Raw genomic sequence first — 19,794 nt, forward strand, 5'->3', positions numbered from 1 at the left:
TCCACTTCTGCTTACTGAGTCTGTTCATGCCGTTCGATTTCGGTGGCGGACTCCTCAAGTAATGTCACATAATGCTGCAGAACATTTTTGTCCGGCACATCGAGCATCGCGCTGAAAAAACGCTGACGGTGCTCCTCAACATAAAAATCATCGCAGCCATGGGTTAAAAAGTGATTGATTTTTTCATATACATCATCGCGGCACCTGAGTTCCGTTTCGGGCAGGTAATACGCCACGGTCGAGCGTCCGGCAATCAGATAATCCGCTGCAAGCACGGGTTTTTTGGTCCTGACGGCTTCGAAAACCACGGAAGTCGCCAGATCAATGATGACATCCGCCCAGTCCATCAAATGCGCCGAGTGAGCATGGTCATCAGCGATATGGATATTCGGCAGCTGCGTAACTGACTTGTCCCTGGTCAACGACTGTTTCCAGCCACTGCGGGTATGCGGTTTGATAATGATTTCCGTTCCCGGAAATTCCGCGATGAGGTGTACGACCTCTGCAACCTCTTCCCAGAACGTTGTAAAGTTTGCCTTGCGCAGAAACAGCACGACTTTCAATCTGCTGTCAGAACGCTCTATAGGTGACGTCGGCAATATTTCCGGCAATTTTACCAGCCACTCCTCGCAGAAGCGCGGCGAACCCAGTACAGCAATTTTTTTCTTTTCGAGAAAAGGGCGGAAACGCTTTGCACATAATTCATTGGGAACGACCAGACGATCAAAAATGTCCGCATTGGAAAATACGGTATCGGGGCCAACCCGTCGTTCTCCACGACGAATCAGTTGATTCACATGAGGGCTGTCGCCGTGCGGCAGCGAAACCACGCTTAGCGCCCTGGCGTGCGCCATTTCAATAAGGATATTGATCCACTCGACACTGATAACAGAATTCCGCTCGACCCAGTCAAAGGTAATCACGCCCCCGCGAGCATCTTCGAAACAATAGTTCAGCAAAGCCCCGGTCGCCCGCCGCCACAGCTGCTCGCGACGCGTTTGATCGTAGCGTTTCGCAATCCGTCGGGCGAGCGCTCCCAGCAAGGGAATGCGCCTGACGTTACCGGTCAGCATGTACGTCTGCAATCGCCAGCGGATAAATTGAGGCCAGCCCAGCACTTCCCTGATATGCGCGACGCGCACGCCGGCAAGCTGTTTGAGAAACTGAATACGATAATCTCGCCGGAATTTTGTTGAACCGATCAGCACGACGTCACACGCATGCCCCGATACCGCCCATTTGTAAATCACCGGCGTAATATGGTCAATATCGTTATAATGGCGAAGAAAAAAAAGGACTTTCATTCCCTGGGAATGACTGATGATGAATAGAAGATGACAATCATGTCTAATAAATGCCCTATATTTACAGATGCCTTATATTTGCAGATGAGACACCGGACGTCTCCAACCACGAGCACTGTCAACACCCGGCCAGTGAAAACCGCACCAATTTTACACGTGCATCCCGCTCTTTGCCACATAACTGTCGTAATCCAGCAACTGGAGGCCTATACTTCTGCTGTTATCTCCGGATTCACAGGATTACATTTGCCCAGACCTGCAGATAAACCGGATAATAACACTTGCATTCAAACAGCAAATCTTTAACCGCTAATCCAATCAACATCATTATCTTTTTTACAATCACGCATGAAAACTATCGCCGTCATTCCCGCACGCATGGGTTCAACACGCTTTCCAGGCAAACCCGTCGCATCGCTTCTTGACCGCCCCATGATTGAACATATCTATAAACGCGTAGCGCTTAGCAAAACGCTTGACGCCACCTATATCGCCACCTGCGACGAGGAGATCCGCAAAGTCGCGGAAGATTTCGGTGCCAGAGTCATTATGACCGCCGATACACATGAACGCGCCAGTGATCGCGTGGCCGAGGCAGTTGTCGATCTGGATGCCGAACTGGTTGTCATGGTGCAAGGCGATGAACCAATGACGCATCCGGACATGATCGATGCCGCAGTTCAACCGTTCGAGCAGGACCCCGAGCTTGGCTGCGTCAATCTGGTACGCCGTATCGAGCAGGAGTCCGACTTTCGTGATCCCAACACGATAAAGGTCGTGATGGATCAGGCCAACAACGCGCTGTTCATGTCACGCCAGCCGATACCGACTCTGGCCAAATCCGGTTTCGAACAGACTATCGCCTATAAACAGGTCTGTATTATTCCATTCCGTCGCGCATTATTGTTTCAATACACGCAACTGCAACCTACGCCACTGGAACAGCTCGAATCGGTCGATATGATGCGCCTGCTCGAACACGGTTACACTGTCAGAATGGTCCCGACCGAATTCAACACCCAGGCCGTTGACACCGAAGCGGATCTGGCACGCGTAGCCAAACTGATGGCAGACGATCCGCTGTTATCGCGTTATTGATACCTGATCTGAAACCCATGCAACTCAAAACAAAGCTCTTACAATCTCAGACAACAATCGGCTCCTGGATCACGCTGGGCCACACGGCGATCGCCGAAATCATGGCTTCCGCCGGCTTTGACTGGCTGGTGCTGGACATGGAGCACAGCGTGCTGGAACTGAACGAAGTGCAGACAATCATACAGGTGCTCGACAGCCGGAGCTGTCCCGCCATCGTACGACTGACCTCGAATCATCCCGATCAGATCAAACGCGTCATGGACGCTGGTGCAACTGGCGTAATGGTGCCGATGATTAAATCCGCCGTGGATGCGCAAGCAGCGGTTGATGGCGTGTACTATCCGCCGCATGGCAGACGCGGTGTCGGTCTCGCACGTGCACAGGGTTTTGGCGCCAGTTTTCCAGCTTACCGGCAATGGTTGGAGCAGAACGCGGTGATCGTTGCCATGATTGAGCATGTTGACGCCGTTCATGCCATCGATCATATTTTAAGTGTCGAAGGTATCGATGCCTATATTATCGGTCCCTATGACCTGTCAGGCTCCATGGGCCGCCCCGGCGAACTGGACCACCCCGAAGTTCAGGAAGCCATTACCCATATCCGTGAAGCAGGACAACGCGCCCACAAGCCCGGCGGCATCCATGTCATTGAGCCTGATCCTGAAGCGCTGCAACAACGCATCGAATCAGGTTTTAATTTTCTCGGTTACAGTCTGGACATCCGCATTCTGGATTCCATCTGTCGCAATCATTTACAACTGATCCGCACCTCGATGCAGCAATTATGAATACTTTTGTCATTTCCACTTCCTCATTCGATACCGAGAATAACGCCGTCATTCACCGCCTCGTCAACGCGGGTCTGCAACTTGTCATGAATCCGTACGGCCGCAGGCTGACAGAGGACGAAGCCGCAGCACTGCTCAAAAACGATGTAGTCGGTATGATAGCCGGGGTCGAGCCGCTCACAGCACGTGTGTTTCAATCAGCAAAAAATCTGAAAGTTGTTTCGCGCTGCGGGACCGGTATGGACAGTGTCGACCTCACTGCAGCCGAAAGCCATGGCATCACCGTACTCAACACCCCCGAAGCGCCCGCACAGGCTGTCGCTGAACTCACGCTTGGACTCATGCTTGCCGCATTGCGGCGTATCTGTCTGACAGACCGGCAAGTCCGTGCTAACGAGTGGCCACGCACGCAAGGCGGGCTGCTCGCGGCGCAAACCGTCGGATTGATCGGACTGGGTCATATTGGAAGACGCGTCGCCCATCTCTGCCAGGCTTTTGAAGCGACTGTCATCGCGCACGATCCGCATGTCACACAAACACCATCCGGCGTCGCAAACGTGCCGATGGTGCAGCTGCTTGGAACGGCTGATATCATCAGCCTGCACACGCCTTACACTCCTGAACTGCATCACCTGATTGATGACCAGGCGCTGGCACGCATGAAACACGGCGCCATTGTCATCAACGCTGCCCGCGGCGGTCTGGTCGACGAAAACGCACTTAAAGACGCGTTGGACAGTGGCAAACTGAGTGCAGCTGCACTGGATGCATTTGAGCAGGAACCATACCAGGGCGCGTTAATCAAAAACGACAACCTTGTATTGTCATCGCATGTTGGCTCTCTGGCCAGAGAAGCGCGTCAGCGCATGGAACTGGAGGCCGCAGAAAACCTGCTGAATGGACTTATCAAAACAGGCATCATTCATGACGCATAACACCATTTCGAAGGACCTACCGTTTTCCAGCCAGACTGTCATTGTTTTCGGTGCCAGCGGTTTTCTCGGCAGCCATGTCGCCGACGCACTCTCGGCCGCCGGTTATCGGGTGCGGTTGTTTGACCGCAGCGCTTCGCCTTTCCTGAGACAGGGTCAGGAAATGATCACCGGCGACATCATGGATATTCAGCAGGTCATTGATGCCGTCAAGGGCGCAGACATCGTGTACAACTTTGCTGCCATCGCTGATATTGATGAAGCGCATAACAAGCCCGTTGAAACCGCCACCATCAATGTGCTTGGCAATACTCATGTACTTGAAGCCGCGCGGCTTGCCAACGTCCGGCGTTTCGTTTTCGCCAGCAGTGTTTATGTTTACTCGGAGTCCGGCTCGTTTTATCGTGCCAGCAAACAGGCATCCGAGCGCTTCACAGAAACTTATCACGAGCGTTACGGACTCGAATACAATATTCTGCGTTATGGTTCGCTGTACGGACGGCGCAGCGACCGGCGCAACGGCATTTACCGCATGCTGCATGAGGCCATCACGCACCATTCGATCACCTACAAGGGCAGCGGCAATGCCATACGTGAGTACATCCATGTCGAAGACGCCGCGCGCATGAGCGTACAGATCCTCGCGCCGGAATTTGCCAACCGGCATTTGATCCTGACAGGACAGGAGAAACTGCGCATTCGGGATGTCATGACCATGATTTCAGAGATCATGCCATGGCCGGTCGAGCTGCGTTTCGATGAAGCCAGCACCGTGCACCACTATGAAATTACACCCTATGCATTTCAGCCGCGCGTCGGACGCAAACTGGTGCTCAACGAGCATGTCGATCTCGGCCAGGGATTGCTGGACTGCATCCGTGAAATCCACCAGGTGCTGGAGCATGCGGATGAAAACGACGACGCCACGCCATCGACTTCCGACAACCGGGCCTGACAATCATGATTGCCATTACAAATTTTGAAGCGATTATCTTTGACTTTGACGGCGTCATCGCCGAATCCGGCGAAATCAAGACACAGGCGTTTGCCGAGCTGTACCGCCCATACGGCGAAGCAGTCGTCACCGAAGTCGTCAGATACCATACTGCAAACGGCGGTTTGTCGCGATACAACAAATTCCGCCACTTTCAGCAGCAGCTGCTGCACAAAGACCCGCTGACATCCGAAGAAGAAAAAGAACTGGACCTGCGCTTCTCCGAACTGGTCGTGGAGGCTGTAGTGGCAGCTGACGCCGTACCTGGCGCCTATGAGCTGATTCACCAGCAGAATGACCGGATTCCATTATTTGTCGCTTCGGGCACGCCTGAGGTTGAACTCAAAGTAATCGTCGAACGACGTGGCCTGACGCCTTACTTCAAACAGATACGTGGTGCGCCCAAGCTCAAACCGGTGCTGATCGCTGAAATTCTGTCCGACCACGCGCTGGATCCAAACCGTGTATTGATGATCGGAGACGCCCTGGCCGACTATGAGGGTGCGCAGGCAAACAAAACCGCATTTCTGGGGCGCGTGCGTCCCGGCGATGACAATCCTTTCCCACCCGGTACGCCGATAGTGCCGGATTTACGCGCACTTGTGATCTGAATTACCGCGCGTGCAGAAAATACAGCGAAATACCTATACAACCACTGATGCACTCGCCGAAGGCTTTGCCAATTATGCAGCCGAGGTTCTGCGCACCGCACTGACCCGGCAGCAAACGGCCAGTCTCGTCGTTCCCGGCGGCAGCACCCCGCGCGCCTACCTGCCCGCCCTTGCCGCCCAAACCCTGCCGTGGCACCGCATTGCCATCACCCTAAGCGATGAACGCTGGGTCGATACCGGATTACATGACTCGAATGAACATCTGGTCAGAGCGTGTTTGCTCAAGCGTTTGAATGTACAGCCGCATTTTACCGGTCTCAAAACCCCGCACGACACACCTGCAGCGGCGATTCCGGAAATTGAGCAGCGCCTGAAAACGCTGCCTCAACCGTTTACATTGACCGTATTGGGGCTCGGCGAAGACGGCCATATCGCTTCACTGTTTCCGGGACTGGAACTACACAAAACGACTGGAGTATCGACCAGTCGCTGCATTGCTGTCTCTCCGCCGCTGGCTCCGTCGCACCGCATAAGTCTGTCACTTGATGCGCTGGCCAACAGTGCGCAAATTGCACTGGTCGTCACAGGTAAATCCAAGCGACAACTACTCGACAGGATTGAGAATGTTGCCGATCCGGCGATACCGTTGGTCTGGCTATTGCAGCGTGCACGAACGCCGGTAGCGGTTTTTGAGACGAATTGATTACAGAATAAAAAGACTCACAACGTCGGACAAAGGCAATCATGGGAGTTTTCTGCACGAACGTTGCAATATCATGTAATTACGTATAAAAATGTAAATTACATTTATTCAGATTGTAGTTTCTTCAAGCTGAATGAAATAGTTTATTATGCTAAGGTTCATATATTCTTCATAACTCATTACTAAAAAACTTTTTGACTGCAGCAAATCGGTCATGCATGCTTTTGCAAATAAATCCAGGCTTGTTCAACAACTCGCATCAGCCAGGTCAAAAACGCTGAACAGGACGTATATCGGACAACGGCGTGACATTCGCTCATTTCTACACACACACCGCAGAATCGATAACCCGGTTAAAACCGAGCCAAATGGAGCAGGTTCAACGCGCGGTCTGAGTCCGGAAGCGGACAACGGCGAAATTATTCGCGGTCGTACGACCGGAGAAATTATCGGTGACATTGGACGGCCTATCGGCACGGCACTGGGAAATGTGGCTGCATCAACCGCAAGCATGCTGACAGGAATCAGTATTACCACCACTACCAATCAAGGACCCACCTGGAACAATCATGGCGCTTTTGTATGGCATGTCGGTTTCAACACCACCGGACGAACAGGCTGGATTATTCAGGATGTCGTCAATACCTGGCGGGCAAAAGATGCCCGGGGCAATGCTGTCCCAAGCCCGGTTACACCGCATTTTCTGGAAGCCTGGGCAGTGGATAACACCGGCAAAGTAACGCCGAGCATTGGCACAGACAACGATTACTGGGACAACCCGAATCTGGTCGCAACTTATGGCGCCGTCGAAGGGCATCTGGCAACCAGAGCAAAGCTTTATTTTACAAAAACAGATCCCGCTGCTCAGGGTTTTATCAAAAACAATCCGGCCACTAACGCTGCCGGCCTGTTATCGTCAACCACTACGCCGGCAAACCTTGGCATTGTCCGGTTATATCGTTACGCGCAAAGTACCTGGGACTCAACAGGGGCTGCACCCATTCATTTTGGCTCTGCAGGACCGTAGACACGGCCAGATCCAGAATAACCTTTCCTGATCATTTGGCTGGTCATTAATTAATAATCGCGGGTTTGACAAAGAATACGGGGATTTGTATATTTTCACTTGACCGTGTTTGTTCTTTCCACCACGGACTTGCGCGAATGGCGAAAATAATGGAGGCCATGGACCATGCATACTGGTTTTGCAACATTCGCTTCACTGGCAACAACGACCAAACGGACTCGTCCGGCGTGTCACAGCCTCACGTCAAATCAGCATTCTGCTGTGCGTGCGATACTGCAACGCACCCTCGTGCAACCCATTTCAAACGCCCCGAACCAGACTATTCAGAAAAAGATAAAAATCGGACCGCCCGATGACCGGTATGAAAAAGAAGCGGATCGCGTGGCCGACCAGGTGGTATCACAGAACCCCGGATTGAGCACCGCAGTTCTGCAAAATACGGTTTCGACCAACGTACAGCGGCTGTGCGATGAATGCGAAGAAACACCACAACAAAAAGCGATGGACGCAGTTTCCGAAGCTCGCAATCCGAATGGAATCAGACAGAAAACATTCCCGGAGATTCCTTCACTTACAAAACACAACTCGAACGGGCGTCCATTGCCTTACGCATTGCGGCAATTTTACGAATCACGCATGGGGCGGGATTTTCGCGATGTACGGCTGCACACCGACAACAGCAGTACACAATCAGCCGAAGCGATCAATGCCAGAGCGTATACACTGGGCAACCACATCACATTCAACCGCGGCCAATATCAGCCGGGTACGACGCAAGGCAGGCATTTGCTGGCGCATGAACTGACACACGTTGTTCAACAGGGAAAAGCGGCACCAAAAAACACCGCTGAAAATTTATACACCGGCGGCGCAGCTCATGAGACCCATACAGTCCGGACAGCTGTCGCGGACACTGTGCAACGGGCCTGTGGCAGTACTGCAATCGGCGCACCAGGCGGTTGCACGCGTTCGCCTGATTACGGCGTTTTCAATCCGAGCAGTCCGGTCTATAAATTTGACTTTGATTGCGATACTTTCAAACCTGGCGAAGACATCAACCTGGAAAATGATCACCGCGGACTGCCAATCGGTACGCGATTTGCCGTGCACGGCTTTGCCAGCGTTGACGGCAATCCGGGCTACAATCACAATCTGGCCTGCGCCAGGGCTTTGGCTGCTGCAAATTTAATGATGACACCAGGTCCTTTGGGACTGAGTATTTCTGTTGGGAATATCGATGTCTTTAATCATGGACCAACACCCGGTCCGGTGGATGAACGCCGCAGCGTGACCATCGAACACAACGCACCGGCACAACCGGTTCCGCCCGAGGAAAGACCGCCGCTGTGCGGACCGGACGCCACGCAATGGCTGATCGATCAGATGAATGCAGCGCGCACCGACGCCGCCGTGCTTGCAATACAGGCGGACATTACCGCGGCTGACGGAATTGCGAGAAGACACGGCATCACGGCGCATCAGGTAGCCGAGGGGGCAACGACATTGCGCTTATTGGCCGAAGAGGCTTTACTTCAGGCGCAGGGAAAGAACCCTGCCCGCAACCCGACAATTAATTTACAAATTGCCGCTGGCAGTGTCTCGGGAGCAGCTGTTTCCAGGGCGCTTCGCGCGCATCCAATCGATGCGCTGACCATTGCCAATCATATTAACAACGCGGCCACTGCCTGGGCCGCACTGGTGACCCATGGCGCACGTTATGACTTTAAACTGAATCCCGCGCAGATGCATTTTCCCCGGACAGCAAATTGTCCCGAAGAAGAATGCGACCAGGGTGAAGTCGGTATCATCACCCTGTGCCCCGGCATGCTTCCGGAAAACTGCTACCAGTCCGATTTACCGGGAAACCTTTTCTTTTCGCGAATAGGCCAGTTTGCAGGATTCAGCGAACTGACCCTGCAACTGGGCTCGCAATTCGCCGAATTGCTGGATACCGTTCCGCGTCCCGCCCGACCGCATGTGACCTGGGATTCACCGGAAGACACAAGCGCGATACATGTGGCATCTTCACTCACGCTACCGTTAACGCGATCCTCGCTGTGCAGCATCCTTGCCGCCCACCGCGGCAGCCTCTCGCGCCGGAATGGCTGCCGGGACTGCACTCGATTGACAACGGCTGTCATTACCTAGGATTAACTTCGAGAACCGGCGATTATTGTCCTTCAACCAGGCAGCATCCCGATTTTGAAACTCATCATGCTTAAACCACACTTCAACATGTAGATAATCATTCCCTGCTCGCTTTTTGTTCGTCAGAGACAGAAGCTTTATACCGTGGAATACGCCCGAAAACTGATTGCGCTTTGATAACTGCCCCCGGTTTCCGATGTTTTCGATTCTGTTAAAGGCCGAAATCAACAATCCGAATTACCAGCAGGAAATTTTATTGTTGCGATTACGCTTTTAGTCAATAAATCTGGCATCTTACGCGCTTCATTTTACTCTATATCCAGATACTGGATCCTTACTTGATGGTTACACGCTGAAATTTGAGCTGAGCCGATATTCTATCCATGCCAATCCAAACAAGATCAAAAATAAAGTTATTGATTGTTATCATTTTTGGCGCCGCATTGTTCAATTGTACTTTTTCAACTGCTGGCTATATTAATAATCTGCAAAGCTGCTTTCGATCGCGTAATCTGGAATTCGGCGGCTGGATCAATGGTGGTGTCACATTCAATCCAAGTCAGTCAGACGGTTTTAACGGCCCTGCGCCTTGCCGTTACTAATGAAGCGTTCTTCTTGCAATACCAGCCATGGATACGCAGCCGCACACAGAAAATTATTGGAACCGAAACATTACTTCGCTGGAAGCACCCGGAATGAGAATAGTCCCTCCAAGTCGTTTCATTTCTCAACTCGAAGAATCGACTCTCATCATACAGGCAGGAACCTGGGTAATCAGGGAAGCATGCCGCCAGAACAAATTATGGCAGGATCTGGGATTCGAACCATTTCGCATATCGGCAAACCTCTCATCGCGGCAGTTTCGTAGTGAATCCCTGGTAAACACTGTACGTTCCGCCCCCGCCGATTCCGGACTGGAGCCGCGCTATCTCGAACTGGAACTGACTGGAAATCTGCTGGTGGACAATACTGAGCACGCCATTTCAACCCATGCATGCTCTGAAGGAGTTCGGTATCACCCTGTTCATTGATGATTTTGGCACCGGTTACTCGTCACTCAGTTATCTCAAGCGCTTCCCGTTTGATTGGTTAAAAATAGATCGCAGCTTCATTACAGAAATTGCCTGCAATACCGAGGATGCAGCCATTGTAGAAGCCATTTCAACACTGACCCAAAATCTCGGTATCGGACTCGTTGCGGAGGATGTTGAAAATATCAATCAGGCCACACTGCTGAAAGAATACGGGCGCAACGAAATGCAGGGCTACTATTACAGTGGGCCATTTGGTCCCAATCACCCGGCCAGTGTAATCATTCTGCAATACTCATTGATGTCGCCTACCAAAATAGCCTGACCCATACCGCTGAGTAGTATTTCTTGCCGCCAGCTTGATGGCATGGACGATATACGCCGCGCAAAAATGTTTCTGGAATGTCAATCGCGAGAAGAATCCATAGAATTTATTGATCAACATTTTTCAGCTAGCGAACACAGAAAGCAATTCTCATTTCAAACTATTCCGGCAAATCAAAATTTACTTCTCGTCTAATTTCGAGTTTAAAAGAACAAAACCAGAAGAGTCAGTTAATTTGCAGGTATGGATTATTTTAGAATTTTACAGTCTTTGCTAGCTGTCAAATCTATCGTACCTGATAGAGAATAAATAACCCCGCCATATAAAAAATCAAAACCAGTAACGAATCGATATTCATGCCAAAAAATTTCAATTTTGGACGTATTGTAATTCCAATACAATAAATTGATGTCAAGAGAATACCACCAACCAATGCAACTGAAGCTGACAAATCAATATGATTTAAAACCGGGCCATCTGAAAAAAAAGCATCCACCGGGAGTATCAGAAACGTCATGATCAGGTTACTTCCAAAAATATTGGAAATCGCCATGGTATGGGCTTTCACCCTGATTGCAGCAATGGCTGTACTCAGTTCCGGCAGTGACGTTGTCAGCGCCAATAAAGAAACTCCAATGAAACTGCTGCCCAGCCCGGTCTGATCGGCCAATGTCTCAGCAACATAAACGATAAACACGCCGCACACTAATATGGCCACCCCTGCAGCTACTGAAAAAAGAATCAGTATGTGCAAAGACAGATTATCATAATGATTGCTCCGTGCCTCTCCACGCTCCGGCTGTTCATTTGGAAGGTCAACCGGGCTCCAGGTATTGCGGTCCTGAATTCTCCAAAGTAAGTACATAAAGAAAACATACAACAGAGCGATTAAAATGCTGCCAAGTCCGATATGCGCTACTATGGGTATATCACCAATGTAACTTATCATAAGCAGTATCGAAAGCGATGGAATCAATAACAAACCGGCTACTAATACCGAAAGATTGCGTGGCGCGGAACTGAGCACGCCTTTTATGATAAAAATTTCGGCGATGGCCAGTACGGCCAACTGCATCATAATACCGCCGAACATATTGTTGATGGCAAGCGTACCGTTACCTGCAGAGACTGCGGTAATACTCGTTACCATTTCCGGCAATTCGGTGATTGTAGCCAGAAAAATAAGCCCCATAAAAGCACGTGCGATTTTCGTCTGCTCGGCAATCGCATCAACGAAGTATGACAAATACGTGCCGGATGTCCATATCGCACCGGCAAGCACAACAAAAATCAATAAATTGGTTGTTATTGAAAACGCTTCAAACAATGAACCGCCTCCAGTTTCCGTATTCGTTATAAATTTTGCCGCGCGGCAGGCACAGCCCGATTAAAAGCAAACCGCAGACCATACTGGAAATCAGGGAAACTGTGCTTGTATCGAAGAAAAACGGGGTAACCAGTAATGCTGTTCCCAAAGGCAATATAAAAAAACGAAATGCGCGGCCCGATTCGGCCAACGCAGTAACGGTTACCGTCAGTACCAGTGAACCAATCAAATGATCGGCATTCGCCATGCCCGCCTCAGTGCCGATTGTCACACGTGTAAACATCAGCCAGACCCCAACAGGAATGCAGAATACCAGGTTCCAGGGTAGCGTCACGCCTCCGCCGAGCATTTCCTTGATAATGATGGATGGTTTCTGCGCAAAATCATCCTCAACCGTTTCCCATTTACCTTCATCTGTATCGCCCTGAAAAAAGACGCGCAAAAGAGAGCGGCCTTGTTTTTTTCTACGGTAAAGAAATTCGGTGGTGGCTATCAATTCATCCAAAGAATAAGGAATCTGTATCAGCATCGCGGCCGCAGCAATTAAACATAGCGTGCACCATGTTCCAATCAGGATAGGTTGGATAATGATAAAGAAAATTGAAACAATACCGAGTGGCACTATCATAATACCGAACAGTATCACCAGCCATGGCATGGTACGCCAGCGTCTGGACGAACCCATAATTCCGGTTAGTATTTCGAGCGCGTAAGTCATTGCCCCAAGTCCAGCATCCGGTACCGGCCAGGCTTTGGAAACCGAAGATGTAATGATCTCTTCAGTACCATTTTTTGGGTCCTGTAGCGAACCTGAAAAGAAAGGTTCCCACACACTATCGATATGACCCAGCTGATAAGCACATAAATAGCGGGATATAAAAAAACCGATAAATGCCAGAATGATGATTGGCAATCGCTGAAACCAGCTAGATGGGGAATAGGTCCATCCTGGTGGTATGGTAGGCCCGGTTTGGGCGGCAACAGGTGAAATGCCCGGTACCGGTCTAGTCAAAACTGCAAAGCCCATGACAAGCATGCCAACTATTGTATCGTTTAAATAAGCAGCTGCCGTTGGCGCCCAGAAAATTAACGGTGCCCCAAGCAACCAGAGTCCCACTCCGCCACAAAGCCAACGCGCCAGACCAAAACGCCAGGATAACGAAACAAATGAGAGCACTAGCAGCGCTATACCAGATAAGACATCGCTCCAGATCATTGCCTGTGATTCATAACCCAGCGTATAAGGCGCCATTATCAGCCAGCCAGCCAGACCCATATTAAGAAAATGCGCCCAAATATTCTCGCTGTGCTGGCGGCGATAATCCGATTCGTGCTTTTCTCTGATTCGGTCTGCATTTTTATGTTTCTCTTGTGCAGCCCGCACCCAGTCTGGCTCCGTTATATGATTTCTTTCATACCAGGCAGCAGGGTCTTTTTTGAGACTGGCAACAATACTTTTCAATCCATCATAAATGCGATGTTTGGGCTGCCAATCAAGCAATTTTTGTGCCTGAGTAGTATCCAGATCGTAATGATCGGAAGCCAGATCAATCATAAATGGTTTAATAAAAGGCTTTTCACCACGGTCGATTACATCAGGAATAACGGGCTCTGCTTTTTCCTCCAACCACGCGCCCGATTTTGCCAGAAATTCAGGCATATCTATGGTTTGCCATTCTTTTTTACCAAATACCAGATACCCGATCCTATTTTGCAATTCCTGGTAACCCATCACTTCGCTTTCACCCGCGAGCATGATACTGTTTTCCGGCAGTTTCTTACGCCTGTCCACCACTTTCTGAAATAAAGCCACCATGTCTTCTTTATGGATAAAAGCCTGGCCGGCCATCAGGTCGCCCGCATAAAGATGGCTCTTGAAGTCGCGTTCATAAATTCTGGAAATCTGATAGGCTAATGTCGGTACTGCACTGTCATCATCATATACACCTGCCAGCCGCAAAATGGTATATGGCATTCGACCGTGCTGCTGCTTGATGATCTCTTCTGCTTCGGCTTTGGATTGTGGGTATGCCCAGCCTGGATTCAGCGGCATATTTTCATCAATTTTCTGACCAGGTACCGTTGGCTCATGGACCAGCATGGTACTGGCATAGACAAATCGTTCAACATCGAAATCTTGAAGAAATTTCAGTAAACGCCGGGTTCCGTCAACTGTTACATTCCTATACAGTGGGTGGTGCGCTCCGGTGAAATCATAGTAGGCCGCCAAATGGATGACGGCCGCTATTTTTTCTCCATGCTGCGCACGGACAGTATCCAAAGCTGTTCTTACAGAATCGTCAGACGTCAGGTCACATTCAATACTGGCTTCTGCCTTTTCACAGGGATTGATATCAAACCCAATAACCCGGTATCTTTGTTTCAAGCTTTGACTGAGCGTTTCGCCAATATTCCCGGAAGCGCCTGTTACAATTACGAATGGTTTCTGTCGGCTGGCCATTACTCTATTTACCTCTCTGATTCAATGAATTAACAGATTGATCTTGAAGGGTGGATTTTGTACTGCCGCGTAATATGCCGCGCTGGCTCCAGAGTTTTTGAATAATCAAAAACCCGGTTTAATCATTTTGAAGCGACTTTGTCGTAAGAGTTACGATACCAGAGATATCATAATTTTTGAAATCTGTAATAGAAACCATGCATGTTGTATTCATTCACTGCACGGGTCAGAATCGGCTTCGGAAATGGCCGGTAAACACCTCTTATCTTCTGTCAATCGCCAGCCAGATAACCAATTTAAATCATCGCAAAAAATAAAACCCGGTATTGATTCTCATATCAAACTTTAGATTTTGAACGTAAATTGTATTAAAATGCGGCACATTATTTTAGGATTATATAATCTTATTCAACAGGTTATCAATTACCTACTTCGTAACAGCTTTGGAAAAGCTATTTTCATACTCACCAACCAACAAAACATCATTATTTATATGACGCTGCCCACCTGCCGATTTATGCTTAAATTAACACCAGAATCCACGCGGCAGACAACTCCAAAATGAGCGAAACAATCTGGTCTTTCATTATTGTAATGATCTTGCTTACTATGAGCGGAACCATGGCGATGGTCCGAAAACGCAAAACCCCTGAAGATTATTTGGTGGCCAGCCGCAAAGTAAATCCCTGGCTCACGGCACTCTCGACTGTTGCTACCAATAACAGTGGTTTCATGTTCATAGGTATGATTGCCTATACCTACCGTTTTGGTTATGAATCTGTCTGGCTTATGCTTGGATGGATACTGGGCGACCTTATCGTTTGGATTTTCATTCATCCACGTGTACGCAGAATTTCCGGGAATGCCAACATAAACACATTGCCATTGTTAATCGGGACCGAGAATAATAGCGTCAATCGCTTGATAGTCGTCAGCGCTGGTCTCATTACCATTGTTTTCCTTGGAATCTACGCGGCAGCACAGTTGAAAGCCGGCAGCACTGCGCTACATGCATTATTTGGCTGGGAAATGTATGTTGGCGCACTTATCGGCGCTTTCATTGTGATCGTTTATTCGTTTGCTGGCGGTATACGCGCTGACATCTGGACCGATGCTGCGCAGTCTTTTGCCATGATTATCACAATGCTGGCAATCCTGATTGCCGGATTTTTCAAAGTGGGTGGGCTGTCTGCGCTGACAGCGAATCTAGGCGCCCAGGATCCGGCACTTGTTTCCTGGTTTCCACAAGAGCTGCAGTTTGGCGTGTTTGCATTTATTACCGGCTATATTTTTGCCGGCCTTGGCACGATTGGCCAACCACATTTGATGACGCGCTTGCTGGCTATCAAATCAGTCGACGCAATCAAGCGTGCACGCATATATTACTTTATATGGTATATCATATTTTTTGCCGCCTCTATTGGTGTTGGCTTGTACTGCCGTGCGATTATCCCAGATCTTGCCAATTTGCCAAGTGTTGCAGGTTTAAAAGAACCCACCGAACTAGCGCTACCAGTGCTCACTATGCAGCTGCTCCCGGGAATTTTTGTCGGGGTCGCCCTTGCAGGGCTATTTGCCGCGACAGTCTCCACGGCAGATTCGCAAATTATCGTGTGCTCGGGCACCCTAACCCAGGAAATTTTCCCGCGTTGGAAAGATTCTTATCTTGCCTCCAAGCTTGGCACGTTTGCTATCACGACCACCGCACTTGCGATTGCGCTTTTTGCACATGAAGGGGTCTTCGGTTTGGTACTTATTGCCTGGTCGGCAATGGGTGCAAGCCTCGGACCAGTTCTGGTTCTTCGTATGTTTTATCTCCCTTTGACTGCGCCGGTTGCGCTTGCCATGATGGCAGTTGCGATTATCACTGCAACCCTCTGGCATTTTTCAGGATACGATGACGACTTGTTAAAGATCTTCCCGGCTACAATCGCTGCACTGTTAATTTATCTGTGCTGGTACGTGATGAATCACGTTAAACTTTTCAAGTAAACTTTTTTACTTCTTTTCAACTAGAAAAATAACTTCCAGGCATTCAGAATCACACACAAAAAACAAGTTGGTAACTGATTCTGTTTTACGACTCAGCACCAAAAAAGACACGCCATGTTTGAAACTTGAATTTTTCCGATAAGAATCGGACAGGATATACGCATTAAGTTCTAACAAGAACATTTTTCTGCATATCTTTCCACACAAAACAGCAACAGAATCAGCAACACAACTGATTGGCATGGAACAGGTTTAAGATTCTAATTAAATGTATAATATTTCTAGTCAATGCTGCTCATCACCATTTCGAATCGAAAATTCAATATCGCTCAACTGTTACAACTCATCCCGCAGCAAATGATGCTATACTTCTGCCGTCATTGATGCTTTGAATTCACTCATCATGCCCACTGCGCCACAACCCTTGAATTACGCATGAGTTTAAAAACCAGCACGTTGGCACATGCGCGCAATCGCCAGCTGCAAAATACGCTGAATGACCTGATCAGACAGGCCAGGGAAAACGAAAAAAAGCAAGAGCTTTACGAAACCCTCGGTTTTGAAATTATCGCTGCCGGTTCTCCGAAAGCACTGCTTGATCTGCTCCTGACAGAAACAATTGTACGCTGCCAGCTTGATGAAGCCGTTCTGTGTCTGATTGATCGTCATAGAGATATCAAACGCCTGTTTTTCAATCACAATGATGAAATTCGCGTGCTATACGAAAACAGGCTGGTGATACTGGATTGCGTCAAAGAGACCGGATTTGTCGACTCTCTGACCCGTACGCCGTTACTTGGTGCCGCACCGTTAAAAAATTTCCACTGGATGGCTTCCGGCTTGAAAACAAGCAGCCCGTTCAAAAGCGCGGCATACCTGCCGCTATTGAGAGGCAACAGCATTATCGGCGCGCTATTTCTGCTGAGCCACGACAGTAACAGGTTTCCGAAAGATGCAGGTACGCTTTTTTTGCAAAAACTATCCATCATGGCCGCTGTTGCCGTGGAAAACTGCCTTAATCAGCAAAGAGTCAAGGAGATCAGTTATCAGGATGTGCTTACCCAGGTTTATAACCGGCGTTATTTTGATTTGCGCTTCAAGGACGAAATTGAACGCACGCTGCGTCTGCAGGACGACCTTGTCTGCATGTTTCTCGATGTTGATTTTTTCAAAAAAATAAATGACACCTATGGTCACCAGACAGGCGATAAAACGCTTATACACATTGCGAATCTGATAAAAGAACATTTACGCGCCTGTGACATAGTAGCACGCTACGGCGGAGAAGAATTTGTGGCTGCGCTGCCGGCGACAACTCTGCAGCAAGCCCTTGAAATCGCCGGACGCCTGCGCGAAACCGTTCAGTCAACGGCCCACCACTTGGAAACCGAGTCTTTTCATGTCACCATTTCAATCGGCATGACGCACTTCAAAAGTCTGGGCTCGCTTCAGCACCAGAACCGACCGGATAGTGAACAGATTGCCGCCCTTATGCTTGACTATGCGGATAAAGCACTATATCAGGCAAAATCCGAAGGCAGAAACCGGGTTGTGGTGTACGATCCGGACATCGTCATCACTTAAGGACTTTTCCCTGCATTGCGCTTGTTATACCAGTTTTCAGCAGTTTTATTGAAGGACTGGCATGCATAAAGATCGTGCGATGAGCCCCGCACCTTATCTGCCATTTTGATATCGTCCAGATCGATTTCCAAAAATCAGCCAGGATTTTCCAACGTTCCAACTACAATTCCAAATTTTTGTGCCCGTCTTCATTACGCTGGGATAAATGCCATTATGCCTGTTCAATAACTACGGTCACTCTATGTTGGCGATACTACGCAATATTATTTCTGATCCAGGTTTTACAATCTATGAAATCCTGGTTAGCCTTGGTGCCTGCCAGTCCGTTGTTCTGAATCACCTGTTCCCAGGCATATCCGACCTGCCTTCTTGTTCTTCCGGCAAAGTTGACTCTTGTGGCGTTATTACCGTTGTATTTGACGTGATCCCCGAAATGGATATGCCATCCGGCGCCGATACCCGCATCGAATCTTTTCTGGATGACCTGGTTACCGGATATCTGAAGCTGGACGGAACCAGTCTCCAGCTGCGTCGCGGAATGATTGGGCACAGTGTCAGGCACAGTATTGCGCATCGCTTCGTTCGAAGAAGCAATTTCCAATGACTTGTTTCCCATCACATCTGCTTCACGCTCCAGCGCGTGATCATCATTCACCGGCACGCCTTCTTTCAATTGCATCGTTGGTTGAACCCGCCCCTGGGCCTGCTGCACCACATGCCAGGCCTCGTGCGGCAAATGCTGTTCCTGCCCCGTGGCCAGATGTATATCGGTCCCTTGCGCATAGGCAAGTGCATTCAGCTGCGCCGGTTTGTCGGAATTGTAATGCACGCGTACATTGTCCATGGAAATGCCGGAAAGTGACTCGATCCCAGTTTTGAGATTATCCGGCAGGCCGGTGTTATTCGATGGTGCATCAGGTGTTTCCTTACGCTGCAGCAGTTTGTCGGAAACGGACTTGCCCTGCAGGGTCTCTTCTTCAAGTTTTTGTACCGTCATGGATTTCCCTTGCAGCAACTCTTCGTCTTCCATGCGCTGCAAGGTGTCGAATTTACCCTGGACAGGTTCATCTTCCTCCATACGCTGCGCAGCATCGAATCGTCCCTGCATCAATTCATCTTCGGGTGTGTTCTGCAATTGTGCAGCAGCATTGCCTGCGTAATTAAACCGGTTTCTCTGTACAGTCATGCGGGGGCTGTTATGGACCGACTCAGCCTCTCTTCGTTGTGAAACAACGCGTGGGCTGGCAGCGATGCCGGCAATTAACCTGCGCTGTGCAATGGTTTCTGTACGTGTATCTGCAAGACCGGGGGTATTGACTGCGCGGTGATTCCGACCTGCACGAGGACTGTTGTTTGCATGGCGGTTGCGCTGTTCCAAATCAGGCGATACGACTCGTCTCATACCTTCCTCCGTTAAAATTTACATTCAACAGGTTGCTCATGCCCGTCTATGCCGCTACAGCAGCAGC

At 49.5% G+C, this 19,794-nt stretch carries 15 protein-coding genes and 1 pseudogene; 12 read left to right on the forward strand and 4 right to left on the reverse strand.

The window, feature by feature from the left end:
* Nucleotides 1-11: 11 nt before the first annotated feature.
* On the reverse strand, nucleotides 12-1,304 hold the full coding sequence (locus BMX44_RS00270) for a hypothetical protein (RefSeq protein WP_090626897.1): 1,293 nt from the start codon (nucleotides 1,302-1,304) through the stop codon (nucleotides 12-14).
* Between the two features lie 348 nt (nucleotides 1,305-1,652).
* Between BMX44_RS00270 and BMX44_RS00275 the strand changes: the two genes are divergently transcribed.
* The 10 genes and pseudogenes from BMX44_RS00275 to BMX44_RS17610 all read left to right on the forward strand — a co-directional run bounded on the left by BMX44_RS00275 (nucleotide 1,653) and on the right by BMX44_RS17610 (nucleotide 10,961).
* Complete coding sequence (locus tag BMX44_RS00275; protein ID WP_090626898.1) at nucleotides 1,653-2,402, forward strand: 3-deoxy-manno-octulosonate cytidylyltransferase; 750 nt, start codon at nucleotides 1,653-1,655, stop codon at nucleotides 2,400-2,402.
* 17 nt (nucleotides 2,403-2,419) lie between these two features.
* Nucleotides 2,420-3,190 carry an HpcH/HpaI aldolase family protein gene (locus BMX44_RS00280; RefSeq protein WP_090627218.1) on the forward strand — a complete coding sequence of 257 codons (771 nt, stop codon included), beginning with the start codon at nucleotides 2,420-2,422 and terminating at the stop codon, nucleotides 3,188-3,190.
* Nucleotides 3,187-4,125 carry a phosphoglycerate dehydrogenase gene (locus tag BMX44_RS00285; RefSeq protein ID WP_090626900.1) on the forward strand — a complete coding sequence of 313 codons (939 nt, stop codon included), beginning with the start codon at nucleotides 3,187-3,189 and terminating at the stop codon, nucleotides 4,123-4,125. Before BMX44_RS00280 ends, BMX44_RS00285 begins: the two co-directional genes overlap by 4 nt.
* The gene (locus BMX44_RS00290; protein WP_090626902.1) at nucleotides 4,115-5,077 is read left to right on the forward strand and encodes an NAD-dependent epimerase/dehydratase family protein; all 963 of its coding nucleotides are present in this window, start codon (nucleotides 4,115-4,117) and stop codon (nucleotides 5,075-5,077) included. Before BMX44_RS00285 ends, BMX44_RS00290 begins: the two co-directional genes overlap by 11 nt.
* 5 nt (nucleotides 5,078-5,082) lie before the next feature.
* Nucleotides 5,083-5,727 carry an HAD family hydrolase gene (locus BMX44_RS00295; RefSeq protein ID WP_177167619.1) on the forward strand — a complete coding sequence of 215 codons (645 nt, stop codon included), beginning with the start codon at nucleotides 5,083-5,085 and terminating at the stop codon, nucleotides 5,725-5,727.
* A 10-nt stretch (nucleotides 5,728-5,737) separates the two neighbouring features.
* Nucleotides 5,738-6,430: a 6-phosphogluconolactonase gene (gene pgl, locus BMX44_RS00300; protein WP_245738763.1), complete on the forward strand. Its 693-nt coding sequence runs from the start codon at nucleotides 5,738-5,740 to the stop codon at nucleotides 6,428-6,430.
* Between the two features lie 214 nt (nucleotides 6,431-6,644).
* Nucleotides 6,645-7,457 (forward strand): hypothetical protein, encoded by an 813-nt coding sequence (locus tag BMX44_RS00305; protein ID WP_090626904.1) that lies wholly within the window; start codon nucleotides 6,645-6,647, stop codon nucleotides 7,455-7,457.
* Between the two features lie 165 nt (nucleotides 7,458-7,622).
* Entirely contained in the window at nucleotides 7,623-9,605 is a 1,983-nt protein-coding gene (locus BMX44_RS00310) for an eCIS core domain-containing protein (RefSeq protein WP_090626905.1), read from the forward strand.
* A gap of 540 nt (nucleotides 9,606-10,145) precedes the next feature.
* On the forward strand, nucleotides 10,146-10,304 hold the full coding sequence (locus BMX44_RS17605) for an EAL domain-containing protein (protein ID WP_177167620.1): 159 nt from the start codon (nucleotides 10,146-10,148) through the stop codon (nucleotides 10,302-10,304).
* Nucleotides 10,301-10,961 (forward strand): annotated as a pseudogene (locus tag BMX44_RS17610) (EAL domain-containing protein). Before BMX44_RS17605 ends, BMX44_RS17610 begins: the two are co-directional and overlap by 4 nt.
* Nucleotides 10,962-11,247: 286 nt before the next feature.
* Here the strand turns inward: BMX44_RS17610 and BMX44_RS00330 are convergent.
* Nucleotides 11,248-12,288, reverse strand: coding sequence for a sodium:calcium antiporter (locus tag BMX44_RS00330; protein ID WP_090626912.1), 1,041 nt, complete (start codon nucleotides 12,286-12,288; stop codon nucleotides 11,248-11,250).
* Nucleotides 12,281-14,749, reverse strand: a complete 2,469-nt coding sequence (locus BMX44_RS00335; protein WP_090626913.1) for a vitamin K epoxide reductase family protein — start codon at nucleotides 14,747-14,749, stop codon at nucleotides 12,281-12,283. The genes BMX44_RS00330 and BMX44_RS00335 overlap by 8 nt, the downstream gene beginning before the upstream one ends.
* 561 nt (nucleotides 14,750-15,310) lie before the next feature.
* Between BMX44_RS00335 and BMX44_RS00340 the strand changes: the two genes are divergently transcribed.
* Together BMX44_RS00340 and BMX44_RS00345 are read left to right on the forward strand one after the other, a co-directional pair.
* Entirely contained in the window at nucleotides 15,311-16,741 is a 1,431-nt protein-coding gene (locus BMX44_RS00340) for a sodium/proline symporter (RefSeq protein WP_090626915.1), read from the forward strand.
* A 435-nt stretch (nucleotides 16,742-17,176) separates the two neighbouring features.
* Complete coding sequence (locus BMX44_RS00345; protein WP_090626917.1) at nucleotides 17,177-18,325, forward strand: GGDEF domain-containing protein; 1,149 nt, start codon at nucleotides 17,177-17,179, stop codon at nucleotides 18,323-18,325.
* A gap of 253 nt (nucleotides 18,326-18,578) precedes the next feature.
* Here the strand turns inward: BMX44_RS00345 and BMX44_RS00350 are convergent, their stop codons facing one another.
* Nucleotides 18,579-19,727 carry an eCIS core domain-containing protein gene (locus BMX44_RS00350; RefSeq protein ID WP_218143888.1) on the reverse strand — a complete coding sequence of 383 codons (1,149 nt, stop codon included), beginning with the start codon at nucleotides 19,725-19,727 and terminating at the stop codon, nucleotides 18,579-18,581.
* Nucleotides 19,728-19,794 lie beyond the last annotated feature (67 nt).

It is taken from the genome of Nitrosomonas marina (genome assembly GCF_900110145.1).
Classification (GTDB): domain Bacteria; phylum Pseudomonadota; class Gammaproteobacteria; order Burkholderiales; family Nitrosomonadaceae; genus Nitrosomonas; species Nitrosomonas marina.